Here is a 19,720-nt window from a genome sequence, read left to right as displayed (position 1 = left end):
TTTTAAAAAGGATAGTATTGCAATAAAGTACACTAACTTAAAATTAAATATATGACTATAGATTTTTCCAAATCCATTTTAGGGTTTTTACTGGCAACTTTGATCATGGGCTGTGGTGCCACAAGTATGGTATCCACACCAATCGAAAACATAGATACCATTCCCTTAAAGATAGCGGAGCTTTCCGAACAAGAAAAAAAGACTTGGGGCCATGCCGATCTTGTGACCGATACCATTCCGGGTATGAGCGTGGACAAAGCTTATGAAGAAATCATAAGGAACAAAAAGGGAAAAACGGTAATCGTTGCGGTGGTGGACTCGGGTATGGACCTAAAGCATGAGGATTTGGATGATGTTCTTTGGGTCAACACCGATGAAAAACCTGGAAATGGCAAGGATGATGACAAAAATGGCTATGTGGATGATATTCACGGCTATAATTTTTTGGGCGAATCCTATAATGAACAGTTGGAATTTGCCCGTATCCTCAGGCTCAAAATAGGAGACGCCGATTTACAGGCCAAGGCCAAGACAAAACTGGACGGAGAATATCAGGAAGCGTTGGGAAACAAACAGCGGTACGAGCAAATTCTCCAAGCAGTGAAAAACTCCGATGAGGTCGTAAAAAAGCACTTGAAGAAAGATGCCTATACCAAAAAGGACATTGTTGCCATAAAAACTGAGGATGAAAACCTAAAACAGAGTGTTGGCATCCTTATGCAAATGTATAATTATGACGATAGCATTCCAGAGGTAATGGAAAATCTACAGGAAGGCATAAAGCACTTCACCGATCAGGTAAATTATAACCTCAATAAGGACTTTAACGGAAGAGAAGTGGTGGGAGACGATCCGTATGATTTTAATGATCGGGGCTATGGAAACGGAAATCCGAAAAATAGGTTCGAGGATGAAAGCCATGGAACCCATGTGGCCGGAATAATCGCAGCGGAGCGTAACAATGGAAAAGGAGTAAATGGGGTGGCCAACAATGTACAGCTCATGAGCGTCAGGGCCGTGCCCAATGGCGATGAATATGATAAGGATATTGCCTTGGCCATTCGGTATGCCGTGGACAACGGTGCCAAAATTATCAATGCAAGTTTTGGGAAATCCTTTTCGCCCAATGCCGATTGGGTGTACGAGGCCATAAAATATGCTGCACAGAACGATGTCCTCATCGTGCACGCTGCCGGTAATGATGGTGCCGATTTGGATGACCCCAGCAATCCCAACTTTCCCAATGATCAAGTCGGGAACGGCCCCGAAATAGCGGATAATATGATTACGGTGGGTGCACTGGACTCCGGATACGGTTCTGAAATGGTGTCCTCATTTTCCAACTATGGCAAAAACAACGTGGATATTTTTGCCCCAGGAGGCAAAATCTACTCAACGATGCCAAACAATGAATACGATTTCAACGGAGGTACTTCGATGGCCGCTCCTGCTGTGGCAGGTATCGCCGCATTGATTCGATCCAGATATCCAAAATTGAAGGCCAGTCAAGTAAAAAATATTATCCTGGAGTCTGGCCTTCCGGTAAAAACAGCTGTTATTTTAGGGGGAGATACTGAAAAATCGGCCAAACTGGGCGAAATCTCAACTTCTGGAAAAATAGCGAACGCCTACAACGCCTTAATCATGGCCGAAGGTGTTTCCAGGGGAAAAATTAACCTATGAGACAACTATTGCATAAAAAAGAACGATTTATCGGTTTTCTTTTCTTCCTGATCGGTTCCGGAAGTTTTGTGGTCGCCCAGAGTGCATCCTGCTATTGGCAGCAACATGTAGATTATACCATGGAGGTGGCCATGGAGGTGGAAAGCTACCAATATTCGGGCACCCAAAAACTCGTGTACACCAACAATTCACCGGACACCCTAAATAGGGTTTATTACCATCTGTATTTCAATGCTTTCCAACCGGGAAGCGAAATGGATGTACGTCTTCAAAACATCAGCGATCCGGATGGCAGAATGACCACAACGGATAAAAAAAGTCGTATTGCGACCCTTTCCGAAAGTGAAATGGGTTATTTACACGCGGTATCCTTAAAGCAGGATGGGGCCAAGGTAAGATATAAGGAGGAAGGCACCGTTTTGGAGGTAGATTTGGCCAAACCTATCCTCCCAGGTAAGAAAACGACTTTTGAAATGGAATTCAAAGGTCAGGTACCTGTAATGATTCGGCGTGCGGGAAGAAATAGCAATGAGGGCGTAGCCCTATCCATGAGCCAATGGTATCCCAAAATGGCGGAGTACGATTTTGAAGGCTGGCACGCCGATCCGTACATCGCACGCGAATTTTACGGGGTGTGGGGCGATTTTGATGTTAAATTGACCATCGATAAGGAATACGTAGTGGGCGGGACTGGATATTTACAAAATCCCCAGGAAATAGGTCACGGCTATGAAACTCCCGGTACAAAAGTGGGCAGAACAAAAGGTAAAACGCTCACCTGGCATTTTAAGGCGCCCATGGTACACGATTTTATGTGGGCGGCCGACCCGGATTACATTCATGACACCCTCCCCATGGAAAACGGGCCAACGCTGCATTTCTTTTACAAAAAAGATCCGCAAATTATCGAAAACTGGAAAAATCTACAGCCCAAGACTGTAGAGGCCATGGATTTTTTCAGCAAAAACATCGGGGCTTATCCCTACAATCAGTATTCCGTAGTACAAGGTGGTGATGGAGGTATGGAATATGCCATGAGTACGTTAATAACGGGGAAACGTTCATTTGGAAGCCTGGTTGGGGTTATGGTACATGAGTTGGCCCATTCCTGGTTCCAACATGCACTGGCTACAAACGAGTCCAAGCATGCTTGGATGGATGAGGGCTTTACCACTTTTATTTCAACCTTATGCATGAATGAAATCATGGGGCCCAAAAAAGAAAATCCGCTTCAAGACTCATATAACGGATATTACAACCTGGCCCTATCCGGTAAGGAGCAACCACAGACCACGCATGCCGACCGATATGACCTCAATTATGCCTATGGCATTTCGGCCTACAGCAAGGGCTCCGTTTTCCTGTCCCAATTGGGTTATATTATTGGGCAGGACAAATTGATGGAAACGCTTCGAAGATATTATGCCGATTTTAAATTTAAGCATCCGATTCCCAATGATATCAAAAGAACGGCCGAAAAAGTATCGGGTATAGAGCTGGATTGGTATTTAACCGACTGGACGCAAACAACCAATACTATCGACTATGGTATTAAGGACGTAATAGAGGAGGACGGAAAGACCAAAATAGTTCTGGAACGCATTGGCAATATGCCCATGCCCTTGGATATTCTGGTCGTCTATGCCGATGGGGCACAAGAAACGTTTTATGCCCCGCTTAGGATGATGCGGGGTGAAAAAGAAAATCCCTATGCCCATCTGAGTCGGACCGTTCTTCCCGATTGGCCCTGGGCCTTCCCTACCTATGAGTTTACTGTCGATAAACCAATCTCTTCGATCAAGGGGGTTATGATCGATCCATCACAATTAATGGCGGATATAAATGGCGAAAATAATTTTTGGGCGGCAGAGGGCCCCTAGAAAGAAGGGATAACAATACCAAGGCACCGGATAGCATCAAAAGTATGATATTACCCCCTGGTTTTATACCACCACTCGTTCCGGTAAATTTCATTTTTGGCCGTACGCTCCCTGTTCTGCATAAGAATACGGTTTTTGTCCAGCCTCCTATTGCGATATCCTAGAAGATGAAAAAAGGGTTTGGTCAAAAATTTGGCCACTCTGAGGTTTACCAGAAGAACTTGTTTTTGTTCGTCTTTCCAAGAAATCCCCGGCAAGTAGGATAAAAAAGCCTGCATTTTTATTTTACGTAGAAAGGCTGACCAGGACAAGGCCCATTTTGGAATTCTACGAATAAGAAAAAAGCCCTCTTCCCCCTGTTCCTGATAAAGGGGCATAAAAACAATAGTGTCCTTGATCGCCTTTAGTTCCCGTTCGCCTTCCTTGGCCAAAAGTGTCCCTTTGGGTACTTTCTCGAAACTTCGAAACCCTTGGATCATGTGAAATCCGTCCGATTTCTGGATGGCATGTCGATGCACTACTTCATAAAAATCCGTGTTGTTTTGGGCACTTTTTTGCAATTGTCTAAAATGCTCCTCAAAATCAGGCAGGGCCTCCCTATCCAAGGCTCCACTGAATACCAGGGAAAGCCAAAGAAAGGAAATACTATTTTTTATAGCGTTCAACTCATTGTGTTGCCCAGATTCAAAGCCCAACGAAACATAGCCCTTTTCATTGATGTAGCTCAGAAGGGGGCCTTCCAAATATTCCTCTATGCCCAAGATAATCGGAACTGGAAAAAGCCTCGAAAACTTCCTGTTGATCAAGGCATCATTGATCGTAATGAAGGGAAGGGTCTTGCTGGAGGTGGTATGGAGATCCACAAAATAAAAAGGGGCTTCCTTGGTGACGAGAATATCAGAAACTATCTCCAATACCTTCAACAGTTCCTTCTCCTCGATCGTTAGCTCCGATTTCTTCTTCTGTTGAATTTCAAGGATTTTCGATTTAATCCACATTCGGTTCAAATCGCTCTCGATATACCTTTTTTCCTCAAGTAGGGCCGGAATATTGCCCCGAATACCAAATAGGTTACCCTTAACGGGGAACGATTCCCTATTTAGTTTTTGGAAAATGTGCTCCAGTGCCAGAACACCGGAATGCTCGTTCCCATGTATCCCGCCAAAAAATAGGAGTGTTGGCCCTTTTTCCTTTCCTTCAATGTGGCCAATAATCCTTTTCGTCTGAATCTTATGTTCCGGTTTAAGGACTTGGATCATTGATTATAGGTCGTTGGATGTTAGAATCCCGATTAATTTTTTGCCCTTTACAACGGGCAGGCAATTGATCTGGTTGGATTTGATGATACTCTTTGCTTCCTTTATCGGGGTGTCCTCCGTGGTCGTAATCAAATCCCGCTCCATTATACTTTCTATACGTTCTTCCAGCTTTTCCGGCTCATCAAGAAAGTGTCCTACATCCGTCCAGGTCAGCAACCCGCTCAAGTCCATATTCGGATTCAAAATAGGGACATGATGAATATTCTTCCACTGCATCATCCGCAATACCAATTCGGCACTATCACTCTGTTGGGCCGTGATAATTTTGGTGCTCATAATATCTCCGACCGTTCTGTGTTTTTTTCGGGTCCTGTATTCATCTCCCCGAGGAAGTTGCCACGCATCGATGTCATATCCCTTTTCTTGCCTGTCGTACATAGTAGCCGTTAAAATCTTCAGGGCATCAGGTGTTTTATGGTCCTTCTTCAATTTTCGAAATCCCTCTACCATCCATCGTGAACCATTTTTGGAACGAATCCTTCTTTCAATTACGGAAAGGTAACGTTCCGCATCCGCAGGTTCGACCTTCATGCTGTAAAGTCCCCTAAATGCCATGGGCAAGAGATGGTCCAACAACAGATCATGGCTGGATATCCGTTCTCCGTTCCAATAGAACTGGGCGGCCATTCCATATCGGGCAGCGTTGAAAAAATTACCTTTTACATCCTTGAAGTCCATTTTAGTATGGATATTATCAAAGGTCTTGGGCCTTCCCATCATAAGTCCTACCCAAAGCATCATATTGGCAATCTCATCCTCTGTAGTAGGTCCGGATGGTAAATATCTATTTTCTATGCGGATATGCGGTAGGCCCTCATTGGTTCCATAACACAACCGATTCCATTTATAAACCGTGCCGTTATGCAACTTTAGAGCCCTGAGCCTCGGTACTTTTCCGGCCTCGATCTCAGCAAGGCTATCCGATTCAAATGACGTAGTTAGAAGGCTCCTGAATCGGATAACGGAATCCTTAAAAAAATCGGCAACAGAGCCCCTGGCCCAGTCGTTTCCAAAGCCTACACGAGCCTCCTTTTCATTGAGGATAAATGTACTGGCCCTGGTATCCACACTTTGGGCAAAAAGTGCAATTCGGGTCTCTTCCCAAAGTTCGCGGCCCATTAATAATGGAGAATTGGTGCAAATGGACAATACCGGGCCTGCAATGGCCTGGGCCCAATTATATGTATTGGCAAAGTCGTCCGGGTCTATCTGTAAATGGGCCTGGAAACTTGTATTACATCCTTCATAAAGTATGGAATCATGCTTAAGGTTCAGTTCATCGACTCCCTTGATATGAAGTTCAATATCGTCCTTCCGAATATCCTTTATAGCCTCGTTAAGTACCTTATATCTTTTCAGTGGGGTCATATACTCCAACTGAAGGTGTCGGGTTTCAATGGTTGGTAGAATTCCCGTAAGCATTACTTTATTGTCGTACTTTTTTGCAACCTTTTTTACCCTTTCCAAATGTGCTTTCAAATTCTCATGCAATTCGGAAAAACAGGTGTTTCCCAATTCCAGGGGATCCAGGTTGATTTCTAGATTGTACAGCGCCAGTTCGGAAGTAAAATAGTTATTGTCCAACTCTTTTAATATTTCCAAGGCCTTGTCGGATGGTCCCCAATGCTTATTGACCAAACAGAATTCCTGCTCCACGCCTATGCGTGTAACGTTCTTTTCAAAAGCATCATTTTCTAGAAGCTTCTCCAGAGCGTGGATATCCTTGATCAATTGATTTATGTATTGGATTTTATCGGGGTTTCCCAACAATTTTTCTACTTGTAATTCTCCCATTCGTATTAATTTAGGTGTACAATATAGCTACAGAAATAAGTAAAAGTAGTACAATATAAGACCCTTTCCTACCCCTGGGTATGACAAATGTCATAAAATATAGGCTGTAGATTTTCTTTTTACATTTACAGGATCATGTCCTTTACATTCCCAAAAAAAGAGAAGTTAAAAAGCAGGAAATTGTTCGATGCCTTGTTCACAAAAGGTAAGGCCATCACCAAGTATCCGGTAAAACTGATTTACCTCGAAACCGAATTGCCCAATGATGTCAAAATACAGGTGGGGGTCGCCGTCCCCAAAAAAAGCTTCAAAAGTGCCGTAAAGCGCAATCGCATAAAACGATTGTTACGCGAGGCCTACAGGTTGAACAAACCCATGGTTTTTAACAATAGTGAGGGAAACTTTGCGTTTCTATTTTTATATCTTGGGAAAGAAGTGCCGAATTACGATATGGTGGAAGAACGTATCCGGACGATACTTCAAAAGTTTAACAATACAATAAGCGATGAATAAATTGATGAAAAGGAGAATTTTAATACCGGTATTGGCCGTGGTCATTTTGGTTGCAGGAAGCGGCTTTAAGAGTGACTTTTTCGAAATCGCAAAACAGATTGAAATCTTTACCACCTTGTTCAAGGAATTGAACATGAACTATGTGGACGAAACCAATCCGGCAGAATTGATGGACACGGCAATCAAAAATATGTTGGACGAACTGGATCCCTATACCAAATTTCTGAACGAGCAGGATGTAGAAGCCTTTAAGATCAATAATGCCGGGGAATATTCCGGTATCGGGGCCTTGGTGCGTTCCTATAAGGACAAATTACTGGTTGTGGAACCGTATAAGGGTTATCCGGCCGATAAGGCGGGTCTCAGAGCTGGGGACGAAATCATAAAAATTGGCGATATTGCCGTTGCAGACTTTGATGATAATGCCAGTGAGCTTCTCAAAGGGGCAAATAATACTTCCGTTAAAGTCACCTACAAGAGGCAAGGGGAGACCCTAACGGCCACCATTGAGAGAGGGGCCGTGGAAGTGGATGCCGTACCCTTTTACAAAATGGTCGATGACAGAACCGGGTATATTGTTCTCGCGAAGTTCAATGCCAAGGCATCCGGTCAAACAAAGGAGGCATTGGTCGATTTAAAGGACAAGGGCGCGGAAAAGATCATTTTAGATCTTCGTGGCAACCCCGGCGGACTGCTCTCCGAAGCCATCAATGTAACCAACCTCTTTGTGGATAAGGGCGAACTTATCGTAACCACAAAAAGTAAGGTGAAAAAATTCAACCGGGAATATAAGACCAAGAACAAACCGGTGGATACCGAAATTCCCTTGGTAGTCTTGATCGATGGGGGTAGTGCCTCTGCCAGCGAGATTGTTTCCGGCGGTCTCCAGGATCTGGACCGTGCCGTGATTATGGGGGCGCGGAGTTTTGGCAAAGGCCTGGTGCAACGGCCATTGAAATTGACCTACGGCACCCAATTGAAAGTGACCATTAGTCGCTATTACACCCCTTCCGGAAGGTGTATTCAATCCTTGGATTACTGGAACCGGGATGAGGCCGGTAATGCCGTACGAAATACGACGTTCAATGAATTTACCACCCGCAACGGCCGTAAGGTAAAGGACGGTGGTGGGGTAATGCCCGATGTTGAGATAGCGGCCACCAAGGCCAATGAGCTTACTTCCGCCTTATTGGGCGATCATGTTATCTTCGACTTTGCCACGGATTATTATTACAATAACAAGGTGGATAATGTGGATGCCTTTTCATTTTCCGGTACCGACTACGGGAATTTCATGGATTATGTACAACAAAGCGACTTCTCTTTTGAGACGAAAACGGAAAAAGTATTAAAGGCAACCATGACGGATCGTGAGGAAACGATTTACAATACCACCATAGAGAACGATTTCAAAACACTTTTGCTGGATATTGAAAAGAGCAAAATTGTGGCCTTGGAGACCTTTCAGAATGAAATCCAGAAAAAACTGGAGGACGAGATCATAAAACGCTATTTCTATCGTGAAGGATTGTACGATTATTACCTACATCACGATGAGGCCATTTTAACGGCAACGGAATTATTGGGGAACGCGGGCAAGTATCGGAGTATTTTGGAATAGACCCCAAACAAGTGCCCCGCAATGGTTTTTTTACCCAAATACACCAAAGGCGACATTCTTGGGAGATAAGAATTCCGTATCTTGACACGACCCTTTTTGAAGGGGTCTACATCAATGAAAATTTTGACCGAAATGAAAAAATCGCTGTGCTTTGCTCTTGTAGCATTAGTATTGGTTTCCTGTAACAATTCCAAAAAATCAAAAAGCACTACCGAAGCGGAAACGGATTGGATCGTGCTTTTTGACGGCACCTCTACGGACGCTTTTCGGGGCTATGGGATAAAGGAATTTCCCCAAGGTGTCTGGAATATGGAAAATGGGGTGTTGATCGCCAATCCCGATACGGCCAACAGGGATTTGATTACCAGGAAACGATACAAGAATTTTGAATTGGAGTATGAATGGGCCGTGGATACAGCGGCCAATTCCGGTGTCTTCTTTCATATGCAGGAAAGTTTATCCATGGAATCGAATAACGGCAATAGCCCCAATTGGCTGGATAATTTTGAACTACAGGTCTTGGACGATCAACATTTTTACGATACGTTGGCTGTCCGGTCAGCAGGAGCGGTCTATGACCTGATAGCGCCTAAAAACAAGAAATTGAAGCCCATTGGACAGTTCAATCGGGCCAAACTATTGCATAAGGACGGCCATGTAGCCCATTGGCTCAATGGAAACAAAGTGGTTGAATTCGAAATGAACAGTCCGGAAATGAAAGCCTTGCTTTCAGAAAGTAAGTTCAAGGAAAACCCAGACTTTCACTCCGATAAAGAGGGACATATCATGTTTCAACACCATGGCCAAAGGGTCTATTATCGCAACATTCGAATAAAAGAACTTTAAACATTTTTTTGAATATCTGCATAAAGGGTTTTCAGGGTTTCTTCCGCTATCAAAGCCTTAAAGGTCATTTCCCATGGTCGCAAGATTCAATTCCGCGGCATCCCGTACATCATAATCCGATACATTTCCGACAAAATCGTATTTCCAAATTCCGTAACTTCTCGGTAAATTGCGGATAATGCAAGGACCTGGAATTTTTTTGGCCCAATTCGCGGATGACACCCCTCCCTTTAACACCATTGAAGGCCTGGCGACATGGGCTTCCGATTTAGGATATACGGGCGTTCAAATCCCCACTTGGGACAAGCGTTTGTTCAATTTGGACAAAGCGGCCTCTTCCCAAACCTATGCCGATGAATACGTGGGCAAATTAAAGGAGAAAGGGCTGTCGGTCTGCGAGCTCGCCTCTTATCTCCAGGGGCAGGTACTGGCCATGCATCCGGCCTACCAAAAACTGTTTCAAGGCTTCTATCCCAAAGGATTGAACGCGCAGGAATGTGTGGTCTGGGCCACGGAGCAATTGAAAAAAACAGTTCAGGCTTCGCTGCATTTTGGCACGACCAATATTTCCGTAATGTCCGGTGGCCTGGCCTGGCCCTACATCTATCCATGGCCCCAACGTTCGGCGGGCCTTATAGACGATGCTTTTGGGGAATTGACCAAAAGATGGTTGCCCATCCTCGACTTTGCCCATGAAAATGGTGTCACTTTTGGCTATGAGCTACATCCCGGTTCCGACCTTTATGACGGTGCTACCTACCAACGCTTTCTGGAAGAGACCAAAGGACATCCATCGGCCTGTCTTACCTACGACGCCAGCCATTTTGTGCTACAGCAATTGGATTATATCGATTTCATCAAAATCTTCAAGGATCGTATCAAGGCTTTTCATGTAAAGGATGCCGAATTTTTACCGGATGGCATGACGGGTGTTTATGGAGGTTATCAGGATTGGAAACAGCGTGCCGGCCGGTTTCGTTCCCTTGGGGATGGTCAAGTGGATTTTAAACGTATCTTCTCTTTATTGACCCTGAATGGATTTGAGGGTTGGGCCATTATGGAATGGGAGTGTTGTGTTAAAAGTTCAGGGCAAGGGGCAAAGGAAGGAGCGCCCTTTATCAAAGAACATCTCATCAAGGCCTCGGAACGTGCCTTTGACGATTTCGCCAAAAGTGAAACGGATAAAGACCTCAACAAGACAATTTTGGGTATTTAATGGCAAAGGAAATCAACATCGGTATCGTTGGAACCCAATTTATGGGCAAAGCCCATTCAAATGGATATTTGCGACTGCCCCATTTCTTTGATTTGCAGGCTACTCCCGTTTTACACACGGCTTCTAGCATCAATGAAAAACAACTTGCCGAATTTTCCCAAAAATACGGATGGAAAAACCAGGAAACCAACTGGAAGCGGCTGGTACGGAACGATGCGTTGGATCTAGTGGATATCTGTGCCCCTAATAATCTACATGCTCCCGTAGCCTTGGGGGCCATAAAGGCAGGAAAACATGTGCTATGTGAAAAACCGATGGCCCTTAATGTGGACGAGGCCAAGCGAATGTACGAGGAGGCGGAAACGGCGGGAATCGTACATATGATGATTTTCAATTACCGCTTTTTACCTGCTTTGACCCTCGCAAAAGAGTTGATCAGCAATGGGAAATTGGGAAAAATACACCATTTTAATGCGGTTTACCTTCAAGACTGGTTGGTAGATCCAAAATTCCCCATGGTCTGGCGGCACGATGTAAAAACTACCGGCTCCGGTGCCCATGGCGATATGAACGCCCATATTGTTGATTTGGCTCGATACCTCCTGGGTGAGTTCGAGGCCGTTACGGGGCTCCAAAAGGTCTTTATCAAAGAACGGCCCTTTACCGATGGCAAGGGTACGGGCACGGTAACAGCGGACGACGCCACCCTGTTTATGGCCCGATTTCAAAATGGAGCGGTGGGCTCCTTCAATGCAACACGTTTTGCCAACGGACGGAAGAACTATATGGGGCTCGAAATTTTCGGGAGCGAGGGTAGTCTCATTTTTAATCTAGAGCGATTGAACGAGCTTCAGTATTTTTCCCTGAAAGATTCCAAGGAAGAGCAGGGCTTTAAAACTATTTTGGTCACGGAAAATAGTCATCCCTATATTAATGCCTGGTGGCCTCCGGGACATATCATTGGGTGGGAACACACTTTTGTACACCAATTTTCCAAGTTAATAAACGGTATTGCCCTAAATACCTCCGTGGTTCCCAACTTTTATGACGGACTAAAATGTCAGGAAGTATTGGACGCCGTGGTCAAATCGGCAAAAGAAGAAAAGTGGATAACCCTTTAACTTTGGGGCAGCGATAAAACCAGAAATGATACCTATGCTAGATCAAGAAAAACATGAATTCCTCAAAAACAAGGCCCGTGAAATCCGCAGGGAGATTGTATCCATGGTCTATCGGGCCAATAGCGGACATGTAGGTGGGAGCCTTGGCGCGGCGGATATCCTCACCGCCCTGTATTACCACTTGATGCAACACAATCCAAAAAATCCCGAATGGGAGGAGCGCGATCGTTTCATTCTTTCCAAAGGGCATTGTACCCCTGTTATATATGCGGTATTGGCGGACTCTGGCTATTTCCCCAAGGAGGATTTGTTGGAATTTCGCCGTCCCGGGAGCCATCTTCAGGGTCATCCGTACCAACCCAAAACACCTGGAATCGATGCTTGTACAGGTACTCTGGGCATAGGTATTTCTACTGGGGTAGGTATGGCTTTGGGAGCCAAACTTAAAAAGCAAGGCCACTATTACTATATCCTTTGTGGAGATGGCGAAATCCAGGAAGGACAGGTTTGGGAAGCGGCCATGTTCGCCAACAAATATAAATTGGACAATGTTATCGGGTTCGTGGATCGAAATTACCTGCAAACGGACGGGTATTCCGAAAAAGTGATGCCCTTGGATCCCTTGATTCCCAAATGGGAAAGTTTTGGATGGAAAGTTTTCGAAATCGACGGACATGATTTTAAAGCCATCATCGGTACTATTGAAAAAGCAAAAAAGGAGGATAGGCCTGTAATGATAATTGCCAACACCATTAAGGGCAAGGGGGTGCCTTTTATGGAGGGCAAGGCCGAATGGCATGGCAAACCTCCGGGTAAAGAGGATTTTGAAAAGGCCATACTGGAGTTGGGATAGGTTGAAGAAATTCCAAATTCCAAATTCCAAATTCCAAATTCCAAATCTTAAAAAATAAAATAACGCAATAACCGGATTACTGAGTAACTTAAAACATGGAATACAAACAAACGAGGCAAGGTTATGCCGATGCCCTCATAGAACTTGGCAAGAAGAACGAAAAGGTTTTGGTCCTGGATTCGGATGTAGCCAAAGCAACCTTGACCGAACAGTTCGAGGCCGTTTTTCCCGACCGTTTTTTCAATTGTGGTGTTCAGGAACAAAATATGCTCTCCGCGGCCGCCGGTCTGGCTTTGGAAGGTTTTATTCCCTTTGCCTCTACCTTTGGGGTGTTTGCCACCTGTAGGGCGGGAGACCAAATGCGAAGTAGTATCGCCTACCCAAAGTTGAATGTCAAAATTGGGGTAACACATTGCGGAATCACTACCGGGGGAGATGGAGCATCGCATCAATCCAATGAAGATATCGGAATGGCCAGGACATTGCCCAATATGACCGTAATCGTTCCAGGGGATTATGAAGAATCCCGCTTGGCCACGCATGCCGCAGCAAATATGCACGGCCCGGTATATCTGCGCTTTGGACGGGATAAATATCCCGTAGTTCCCGAGATTCATGAAGATTTTGAAATTGGAAAGGCAAAATTATTACGAGAGGGATCCGATGTCACCATAATCACTACAGGAATTATGGTAAGCGAAGGATTACAAGCTGCGGATTTGCTTCAAAAGGAAGGGTATTCCGCAAGGGTGCTGCATATGCCTACCATTAAGCCTTTGGACGAATCCGCCATTATCCAGGCGGCCAAGGAAACTAAAGGTATTGTAACCGCAGAGGAACATTCCATCTTGGCAGGTTTAGGGGAGGCTGTTGCCGGTGTTGTTTCGGAAAACCATCCTTGCCCCGTGCATCGTGTGGGAATACTGGATACATTTGGGGAATCGGGTCAGAGCCAAGAGTTAATGGACCTCTATGGTCTTAGGGCGAAGGATATTGTAGAAAAGGCAACTAAAATTCTTATGTGATGGAAGCACTTGTAAAATACGATAAAGGACAGGGCAATGTTCGCCTCCAGGACATGCCAGACCCAAAAGTGGAAAAGGGCAAAGTGGTTTTAGAAGTGAATTCTTGTGGCGTTTGTGGAACAGATCTACACGTCTACCACGACACTTTTAAAAACTACCCTCCCGTAATCTTGGGCCATGAGTTTTCCGGACGGGTCGTTGAAAAAGGGCCCAATACCGAGGGTATCGATCTTGGGGGGCGTTTTAGTGTGCTTGGAGCACTTACCGTTGTTTGTAATGATTGTGAGTATTGCCATAGCGGTGACTTCATGTTCTGTAGGGCCAGACGCGGTATGGGACATGGTGTTAATGGTGCTTTCACTAAATATGTGGTCGCACGTCCGGATCAGTTATATGCCACGGCAGCCCATGTAAGCGATGATGTTTCGGCTTTGGTAGAGCCTTTTGCCGTTGCCGTACGTGCCGTGGGCGAGATCGCCAATGTGCAATTTGGGGATACCGTTCTGCTCTCCGGTCCAGGCCCTATCGGGATGCTTTTATTGAAATTGTTATTGGCCCAAGGTTTAAAAACCATTGTTGCGGGGACTCGTGAGGACGAGCATAAGCTCAAAACCGCTTTGGAGTGGGGCGCACATGCTACCGTAATGGTCGATGTTGAGGACTTGCAGGAAGTTATACAACAGGAGACCAAAGGAAAAGGTGTAGATATCGCCTTTGAGACTGCAGGGGCACAAGGCTCGGTTGCCAATTGTCTTACTGCCTTAAGGCCATTGGGCCAATATGTGCAAGTGGGCCATTTTGGCAAGGAAATTACCATTCCTTTTGATTTGACGGCCTTTCGACAATTGAACATCAAAGGTTCTGTAGGCTATACTCGGGCCACATGGGATCGGGCGGTAGAAATCATTAATCAAGGAAACATTAATTTGGAAGACACCATCTCTCACCGTATGCCGCTCAGTGATTGGCAAAAGGGGTTTGACTTGATGGAACAAAAAAAATCATTAAAGATATTATTATATCCTTCCTAATTTTAGAATGTGATATGAAAACCGCTAATGCCCACTTATTGTTGGACACCAAATCCATTTTGGGAGAAGGCCCGGTTTGGGACTGGAAAAAACAGCATTTGCTATGGGTAGATATCGAGGGAAATGGTTTACACTTCTTTAATCAAACCCAAGGTGAGCACAAACAATGGACTTTCGACGGAATGCTGGGAGCCGTAGTCCCTACTGATAATGGAACCGTGCTCTTGGCCCTGGAATCCGGGTTGGCCACTTTTAATTTAGCCAACGAAGAATTGATTAGGCTTCCGGTGCTCAAAAATGCGAATCCAGAAATGCGGTATAATGACGGTAAGGTTGATCCCAATGGCAATTTTTGGATAGGGAGTATGCATAAAAAAGCTGCCCCAAAAATGGGCAACCTTTATCGGGTAGACCCTCAAATGAATACTACCCAACATATTGCAGATACTTCCATTTCCAATGGTATGGCATGGACATCCGATCAAAAAGCATTTTACTATATAGATACCACCGCATATGAAATTTGGCGATACGATTATGATATCGCGACCAGCGAAATCACGAACAAACAAGTCGCTTTTTCTATTCCCCGGGAATTTGGTGGGCCGGATGGGATGAGCATCGATAGCGAAGATATGCTTTGGATTGCCCATTGGGGCGGAAATTGTATTCGTAGATGGAACCCAAATACCGGTGAGGTATTAGAGCAGGTAGAAGTTGAGGCTCCTCATGTGACTTCCTGTTGTTTTGGTGGAAATGATTTAAAAACCTTGTATATTACCACGGCAAGGAGCGGTCTTTCGCAAAGTCAGTTGGAAGAATTTCCATTAAGTGGCGGGCTCTTTGTATATGAGTCCCAAGTAAAGGGTACGCCCATAACTTATTTTAAGGACAGTGCATGAAATACTCGGGTTTGCGAAATAAGGTAGCCATAGTAACCGGAGCCGGTGAGGGTATTGGCTATGCCATTGTAGAGCTTTTGGCGGCGGCCGAAGCGAGGATTATCCTAAACGATATAGATGAAGATAAGGCCCAAACCGCTTCCGATAAAATTAATGCCAAATATCCTTACAGCTGTCTTCCCTTTTCCGGGGATGCCGGAGATGTAACCTTTATAAATGAAATGGTCGATTTTACCAAAGAGCGATTCGGAAAAATCGATTTTATAGTCCCAAATGCAGGCATCACACTTTTTGGGGATTTTTTGGACTTTACGCCGGAATCCTTTCAAAAGGTTACACGTCTCAATATGCAGGGTGCCTTTTTCTTGGTTCAACGCGCGGCCAAGGAAATGATCAAACAAGGTACGGGAGGTAAAGTCGTTTTGATGTCCTCCCAAGTGGGTTTACGGGCCTATCGCCATTTGACCACCTATGCCATGACCAAAGCCGCTCTACGAATGATGGCCATCAATTTGGCCTATGAACTGGCAGAACATCGCATTCTAATAAACGCCGTTGCTCCGGGGGCCACTTTAACGGAGCGGACCAAGGAAGAACAACCCGATTACGAAGGAACCTGGTCCCAACTCAATCCAAATGGTCGCGTAGGAACTCCAGAGGATATTGCAAAAGCCTGCCTCTTTCTCCTTTCGGATGAAGCTTCCCATATCAATGGCCTAACGATCAATGTGGATGGCGGTTGGATGACGGCCGGCAAATATCCCGAGGATCTGTGCTAAATCCGTTTTAATACACACATTTTTTATTGTCCGCCTTGATGTAGTGTTTCCCAAAATTCTTGGCCTTTGGATCCCTACATCCTTTTAAGTTTTTTATCCTTATATTCCTAAAATCAATAGGCTGGCCTTCGCTCTGTAAGGCAATAAGGCCTTCCTTTAAAAGTTGTCCGTCCTTCTTTATCTTCGGATCGAATCCTTCTACCACCCCACCTCCGATCTGGGGTCGGGTATATTCCAACACCTTTTCGCCATTAATGATATGGGTAACCAGGGAATCCCCTCGTACAATGAGCTCGGCCCTGACCCATTGATCACCATAATAGGTCTTGGAGTTGGAACTGATACAATGCCCAGGGTAAAGTTCCCCTTCAAAAATCACTTCGGTACCCGGAGAGCACATATTGCCCGTAGGTCGGGATTGTCCGGCTTCAATACCCGCCAAAAACTGCATCTCCACCGAAATGGGCCAGTTTTGCTCCTTAAGCATTGTTCTGGGATCTTGCGAATGGAACATTACACCACTATTCTTCAAGGTATAGCTTGGAGCCCCAGGGTGGAGTTCCCCTACAAAACGGTAATCGAGCTGCAAATGAAAATACGAGTAGGGCGTATCATAATACAAGTGTCCAAAACGGTCATTGAAATCCCCTTCATATTGGTCATAACGCACTTTTATAATGCTATCCTCTACACGAAAGGTATCGCCGTGGTTTTTCCCTACTTCGTAATGATGGATCTTGGTCGTCCATCCCTCCAAGTTTTTTCCATTGAACAAGGCTTTCCAACCTTCATCGGAAGTTGCCGTCTTCTGTGAGGCACAGGAAGAAAATAGAAAAAGGCTGAAAACGAGGTATGATATGCTGGAACTATAACGAATCATTATATTTAATTTGAGGTTTCTACAGAATGAAGAATTTGCTCTGGGCAATGGGGTCACACTTTAAAATACACCTTCTTTTTATCCAAAAAATAGGTAAGATACCAAAAGATAAAAAGCACGAATACCGAGTTGATGACCATAATCCAATTTTGGGATATTCCCAAAGGGCCCAAAAGACCTTCCGTCCATATTTTTCCAAAATCTCGGAACCATTGATGGCCTACCGTTTCGGCAAAAAGATAAATGAAAATGGAATTGGTCCCCACCACCGAAAAAGTCCTCAGCCACTTTTTATGGTTATCCTTCACATCTATCGCCCAATAAAAAAGGGCCAAGGTGAGAATGGCGAACCCTCCGGAAGCCAAGGTAAAGGAAGATGTGGCGATACGTTTTATTATAGGGGTAATATGGAGCCAATCCAGGGCGAACCCGAAAATCAAAATGGCTGTTCCCCATAGTAAAAAAAGCTTTATTTTTTCCCTTTCGGGAATTTTTGACAGCAATACCTGCCCGCAAATTACGCCCCAAATGGTATGTGCCGCCGTTGGGACAAAATTCACAAAAACCCAATAACCTCCGTTGGTCTTTCCCATGACCAACATATCCACAAAGGAACCGAAACTATCATGGCCCTGGGCATACGGGGCGGACGGGTTATAAGCACGATACAATACTTCGGTCAGGATCAGCAATACAACCGATATGCCGATTTGTAGCCTGTGCGGAAGATGCATAATGGCATAGGCTATCAAGATCGTAAAGGCGAGTTGTACCAAAACATTCCAAAGCTCCCAAACAAGGGCATGCGCATATACACAGTGCAATAATGCCCCGAAACTAAATAGCAAAAAACAGCGCCTAAGGATATGCCGGTTCACATCCGCACGGCTTCCGGAAGCCAATCGTTTCCTAAGTGAAAACGGCATGGCCACTCCTACAATAAACATAAAAAAGGGTTGGATCAAATCCCAAAACCGAAGACCGTTCCATGGATGATGCTCCAATTGATGGGCAAGACCGGAATAGGCAGTGCCCTCCGTAAGTTCTACAAAACTATGATGGAATCCTGCAGCTTCCGCGATTAAGAGAAACATGGTGAGCCCTCTAAAAACATCCAACGAGAAGAGGCGTTTCGATACATTTTCGGCGAATTGTGACACTAGGTTGGTTTTTATGGACATACAATATAGTCAATAATTGGTTGAGGGTTCAAAAAGAATCTACTCTTGAAATTTTCGATTTGGCCAGCCCCTGGGTATAGACTAAGCCCATATTTTTGATAAGTCCCAGGGGATTTCGATTGGAACAGGTCTCAAGAGTATCAAAATGATCTTAAATTTACAGATATGCAAAAATCATTAAAAATCCATATTGAATATCAGCTTTGCATAAATATTGAAAAGGTTCATTCACTTTCTGGTGGTGATATCTCGCAAGCCTATCTCTTGGAAACGGAAAACGAGCATTTCTTTTGCAAAGTAAATCATGACAGTAATGCCCACAAAATGTTCTTGGCCGAAAGGGTGGGTTTGGAAGCGATTTCCAAAACCAAAGCTGTGGCCGCGCCTAGTGTCTTGCTCTGTGAGCCTCTGGAAAAAGGTGCTTTTCTGATTATGGAATACATCAAGCCGACTAGGGCTTTCCAAAAAGACATGGCACAATTGGGACATCAATTGGCCGCATTACATCGGTTTTCCCAATCCGATTTCTACGGATGGGAGAGCGATAATTTTATTGGAAGCCTTCCCCAAGAAAATAGCCCTCATTCCCAATGGTTCGAATTTTACGTCCATGAGCGGCTCCTTCCGCAGATTAAAATGGCTATGGATAACAAACGGCTTGCGGTATCGGATGTTCCATCAGAAACAAAGCTTTCCGCTACCTGCCAAAATCTTTTCCCAAAAACCGAACCGGCCCTGTTACATGGTGATTTGTGGGGAGGAAATTATCTTATCTCGCAGGAGGGGAAGCCTTATTTAATCGATCCGGCGGTATACTACGGCCACCATGAAGTGGATATTGCCATGACCCGATTGTTCGGTGGATTTGATTCCTCCTTTTACGATGCCTATGGGGAACATTTTGCCAAGGAGCCTTTTGAGAGCGAACGCACGGATATATATCAACTTTATTATTTGTTGGTACATCTAAATTTATTCGGTAAGTCATACTATGGGTCGGTACGGTCTATTTTAAAACGGTACTTCTAGTACATCAAGTACGGCCACGTTAGTAATTTAATACCTGGGTTTGAGCA

The 19,720-nt window shown here is 44.7% G+C and carries 17 protein-coding genes; 13 read left to right on the top strand and 4 right to left on the bottom strand.

Annotation, left to right across the window (positions count from 1 at the left end):
- Positions 1-51: 51 nt before the first annotated feature.
- Positions 52-1,683 carry a S8 family peptidase gene (locus tag ACO06Y_RS05325; protein ID WP_422082794.1) on the top strand — a complete coding sequence of 544 codons (1,632 nt, stop codon included), beginning with the start codon at positions 52-54 and terminating at the stop codon, positions 1,681-1,683.
- The gene (locus ACO06Y_RS05320; protein ID WP_422082793.1) at positions 1,680-3,563 is read left to right on the top strand and encodes a M1 family metallopeptidase; all 1,884 of its coding nucleotides are present in this window, start codon (positions 1,680-1,682) and stop codon (positions 3,561-3,563) included. The genes ACO06Y_RS05325 and ACO06Y_RS05320 overlap by 4 nt, the downstream gene beginning before the upstream one ends.
- Before the next feature lie 50 nt (positions 3,564-3,613).
- Here the strand turns inward: ACO06Y_RS05320 and ACO06Y_RS05315 are convergent, their stop codons facing one another.
- Positions 3,614-4,822 carry a succinylglutamate desuccinylase/aspartoacylase family protein gene (locus tag ACO06Y_RS05315; RefSeq protein ID WP_422082792.1) on the bottom strand — a complete coding sequence of 403 codons (1,209 nt, stop codon included), beginning with the start codon at positions 4,820-4,822 and terminating at the stop codon, positions 3,614-3,616.
- A gap of 3 nt (positions 4,823-4,825) precedes the next feature.
- Complete coding sequence (locus ACO06Y_RS05310; protein WP_422082791.1) at positions 4,826-6,676, bottom strand: CBS domain-containing protein; 1,851 nt, start codon at positions 6,674-6,676, stop codon at positions 4,826-4,828.
- Between the two features lie 135 nt (positions 6,677-6,811).
- Between ACO06Y_RS05310 and rnpA the strand changes: the two genes are divergently transcribed.
- From rnpA to ACO06Y_RS05260, 10 genes are all read left to right on the top strand, one after another.
- A complete protein-coding gene (gene rnpA, locus ACO06Y_RS05305; protein ID WP_422082790.1) occupies positions 6,812-7,189 on the top strand; it encodes a ribonuclease P protein component in 378 nt (125 codons plus the stop codon).
- On the top strand, positions 7,182-8,810 hold the full coding sequence (locus tag ACO06Y_RS05300; RefSeq protein ID WP_422082789.1) for a S41 family peptidase: 1,629 nt from the start codon (positions 7,182-7,184) through the stop codon (positions 8,808-8,810). Before rnpA ends, ACO06Y_RS05300 begins: the two co-directional genes overlap by 8 nt.
- Positions 8,811-8,942: 132 nt before the next feature.
- Positions 8,943-9,656 (top strand): 3-keto-disaccharide hydrolase, encoded by a 714-nt coding sequence (locus ACO06Y_RS05295; protein ID WP_422082788.1) that lies wholly within the window; start codon positions 8,943-8,945, stop codon positions 9,654-9,656.
- Between the two features lie 178 nt (positions 9,657-9,834).
- Positions 9,835-10,872, top strand: coding sequence for a sugar phosphate isomerase/epimerase family protein (locus ACO06Y_RS05290; protein WP_422082787.1), 1,038 nt, complete (start codon positions 9,835-9,837; stop codon positions 10,870-10,872).
- Positions 10,872-11,993 carry a Gfo/Idh/MocA family protein gene (locus tag ACO06Y_RS05285; RefSeq protein WP_422082786.1) on the top strand — a complete coding sequence of 374 codons (1,122 nt, stop codon included), beginning with the start codon at positions 10,872-10,874 and terminating at the stop codon, positions 11,991-11,993. Before ACO06Y_RS05290 ends, ACO06Y_RS05285 begins: the two co-directional genes overlap by 1 nt.
- 34 nt (positions 11,994-12,027) lie before the next feature.
- The gene (locus ACO06Y_RS05280; protein WP_422082785.1) at positions 12,028-12,846 is read left to right on the top strand and encodes a transketolase; all 819 of its coding nucleotides are present in this window, start codon (positions 12,028-12,030) and stop codon (positions 12,844-12,846) included.
- A 95-nt stretch (positions 12,847-12,941) separates the two neighbouring features.
- Positions 12,942-13,871 (top strand): transketolase family protein, encoded by a 930-nt coding sequence (locus ACO06Y_RS05275; RefSeq protein WP_422082784.1) that lies wholly within the window; start codon positions 12,942-12,944, stop codon positions 13,869-13,871.
- On the top strand, positions 13,871-14,902 hold the full coding sequence (locus ACO06Y_RS05270; protein ID WP_422082783.1) for a zinc-dependent alcohol dehydrogenase: 1,032 nt from the start codon (positions 13,871-13,873) through the stop codon (positions 14,900-14,902). The genes ACO06Y_RS05275 and ACO06Y_RS05270 overlap by 1 nt, the downstream gene beginning before the upstream one ends.
- 14 nt (positions 14,903-14,916) lie before the next feature.
- Positions 14,917-15,804, top strand: coding sequence for an SMP-30/gluconolactonase/LRE family protein (locus ACO06Y_RS05265; RefSeq protein WP_422082782.1), 888 nt, complete (start codon positions 14,917-14,919; stop codon positions 15,802-15,804).
- Positions 15,801-16,583, top strand: a complete 783-nt coding sequence (locus tag ACO06Y_RS05260; protein ID WP_422082781.1) for an SDR family NAD(P)-dependent oxidoreductase — start codon at positions 15,801-15,803, stop codon at positions 16,581-16,583. The genes ACO06Y_RS05265 and ACO06Y_RS05260 overlap by 4 nt, the downstream gene beginning before the upstream one ends.
- A 7-nt stretch (positions 16,584-16,590) precedes the next feature.
- On the opposite strand, the gene ACO06Y_RS05255 is transcribed toward ACO06Y_RS05260, so the two are convergent.
- A complete protein-coding gene (locus ACO06Y_RS05255) occupies positions 16,591-17,463 on the bottom strand; it encodes a 3-keto-disaccharide hydrolase (RefSeq protein ID WP_422082780.1) in 873 nt (290 codons plus the stop codon).
- 53 nt (positions 17,464-17,516) lie between these two features.
- Complete coding sequence (locus ACO06Y_RS05250; RefSeq protein WP_422082779.1) at positions 17,517-18,623, bottom strand: acyltransferase family protein; 1,107 nt, start codon at positions 18,621-18,623, stop codon at positions 17,517-17,519.
- Positions 18,624-18,809: 186 nt separating this feature from the next.
- On the opposite strand from ACO06Y_RS05250, the gene ACO06Y_RS05245 reads away from it, so the two are divergent.
- A complete protein-coding gene (locus tag ACO06Y_RS05245) occupies positions 18,810-19,673 on the top strand; it encodes a fructosamine kinase family protein (RefSeq protein WP_422082778.1) in 864 nt (287 codons plus the stop codon).
- Positions 19,674-19,720 lie beyond the last annotated feature (47 nt).

This window comes from Ulvibacterium sp., assembly GCF_965228935.1.
Taxonomy (GTDB): Bacteria; Bacteroidota; Bacteroidia; order Flavobacteriales; family Flavobacteriaceae; genus Ulvibacterium.
Note: the sequence above shows the minus strand (reverse complement) of the source record. Positions and strands in the feature narration are given on the sequence as shown.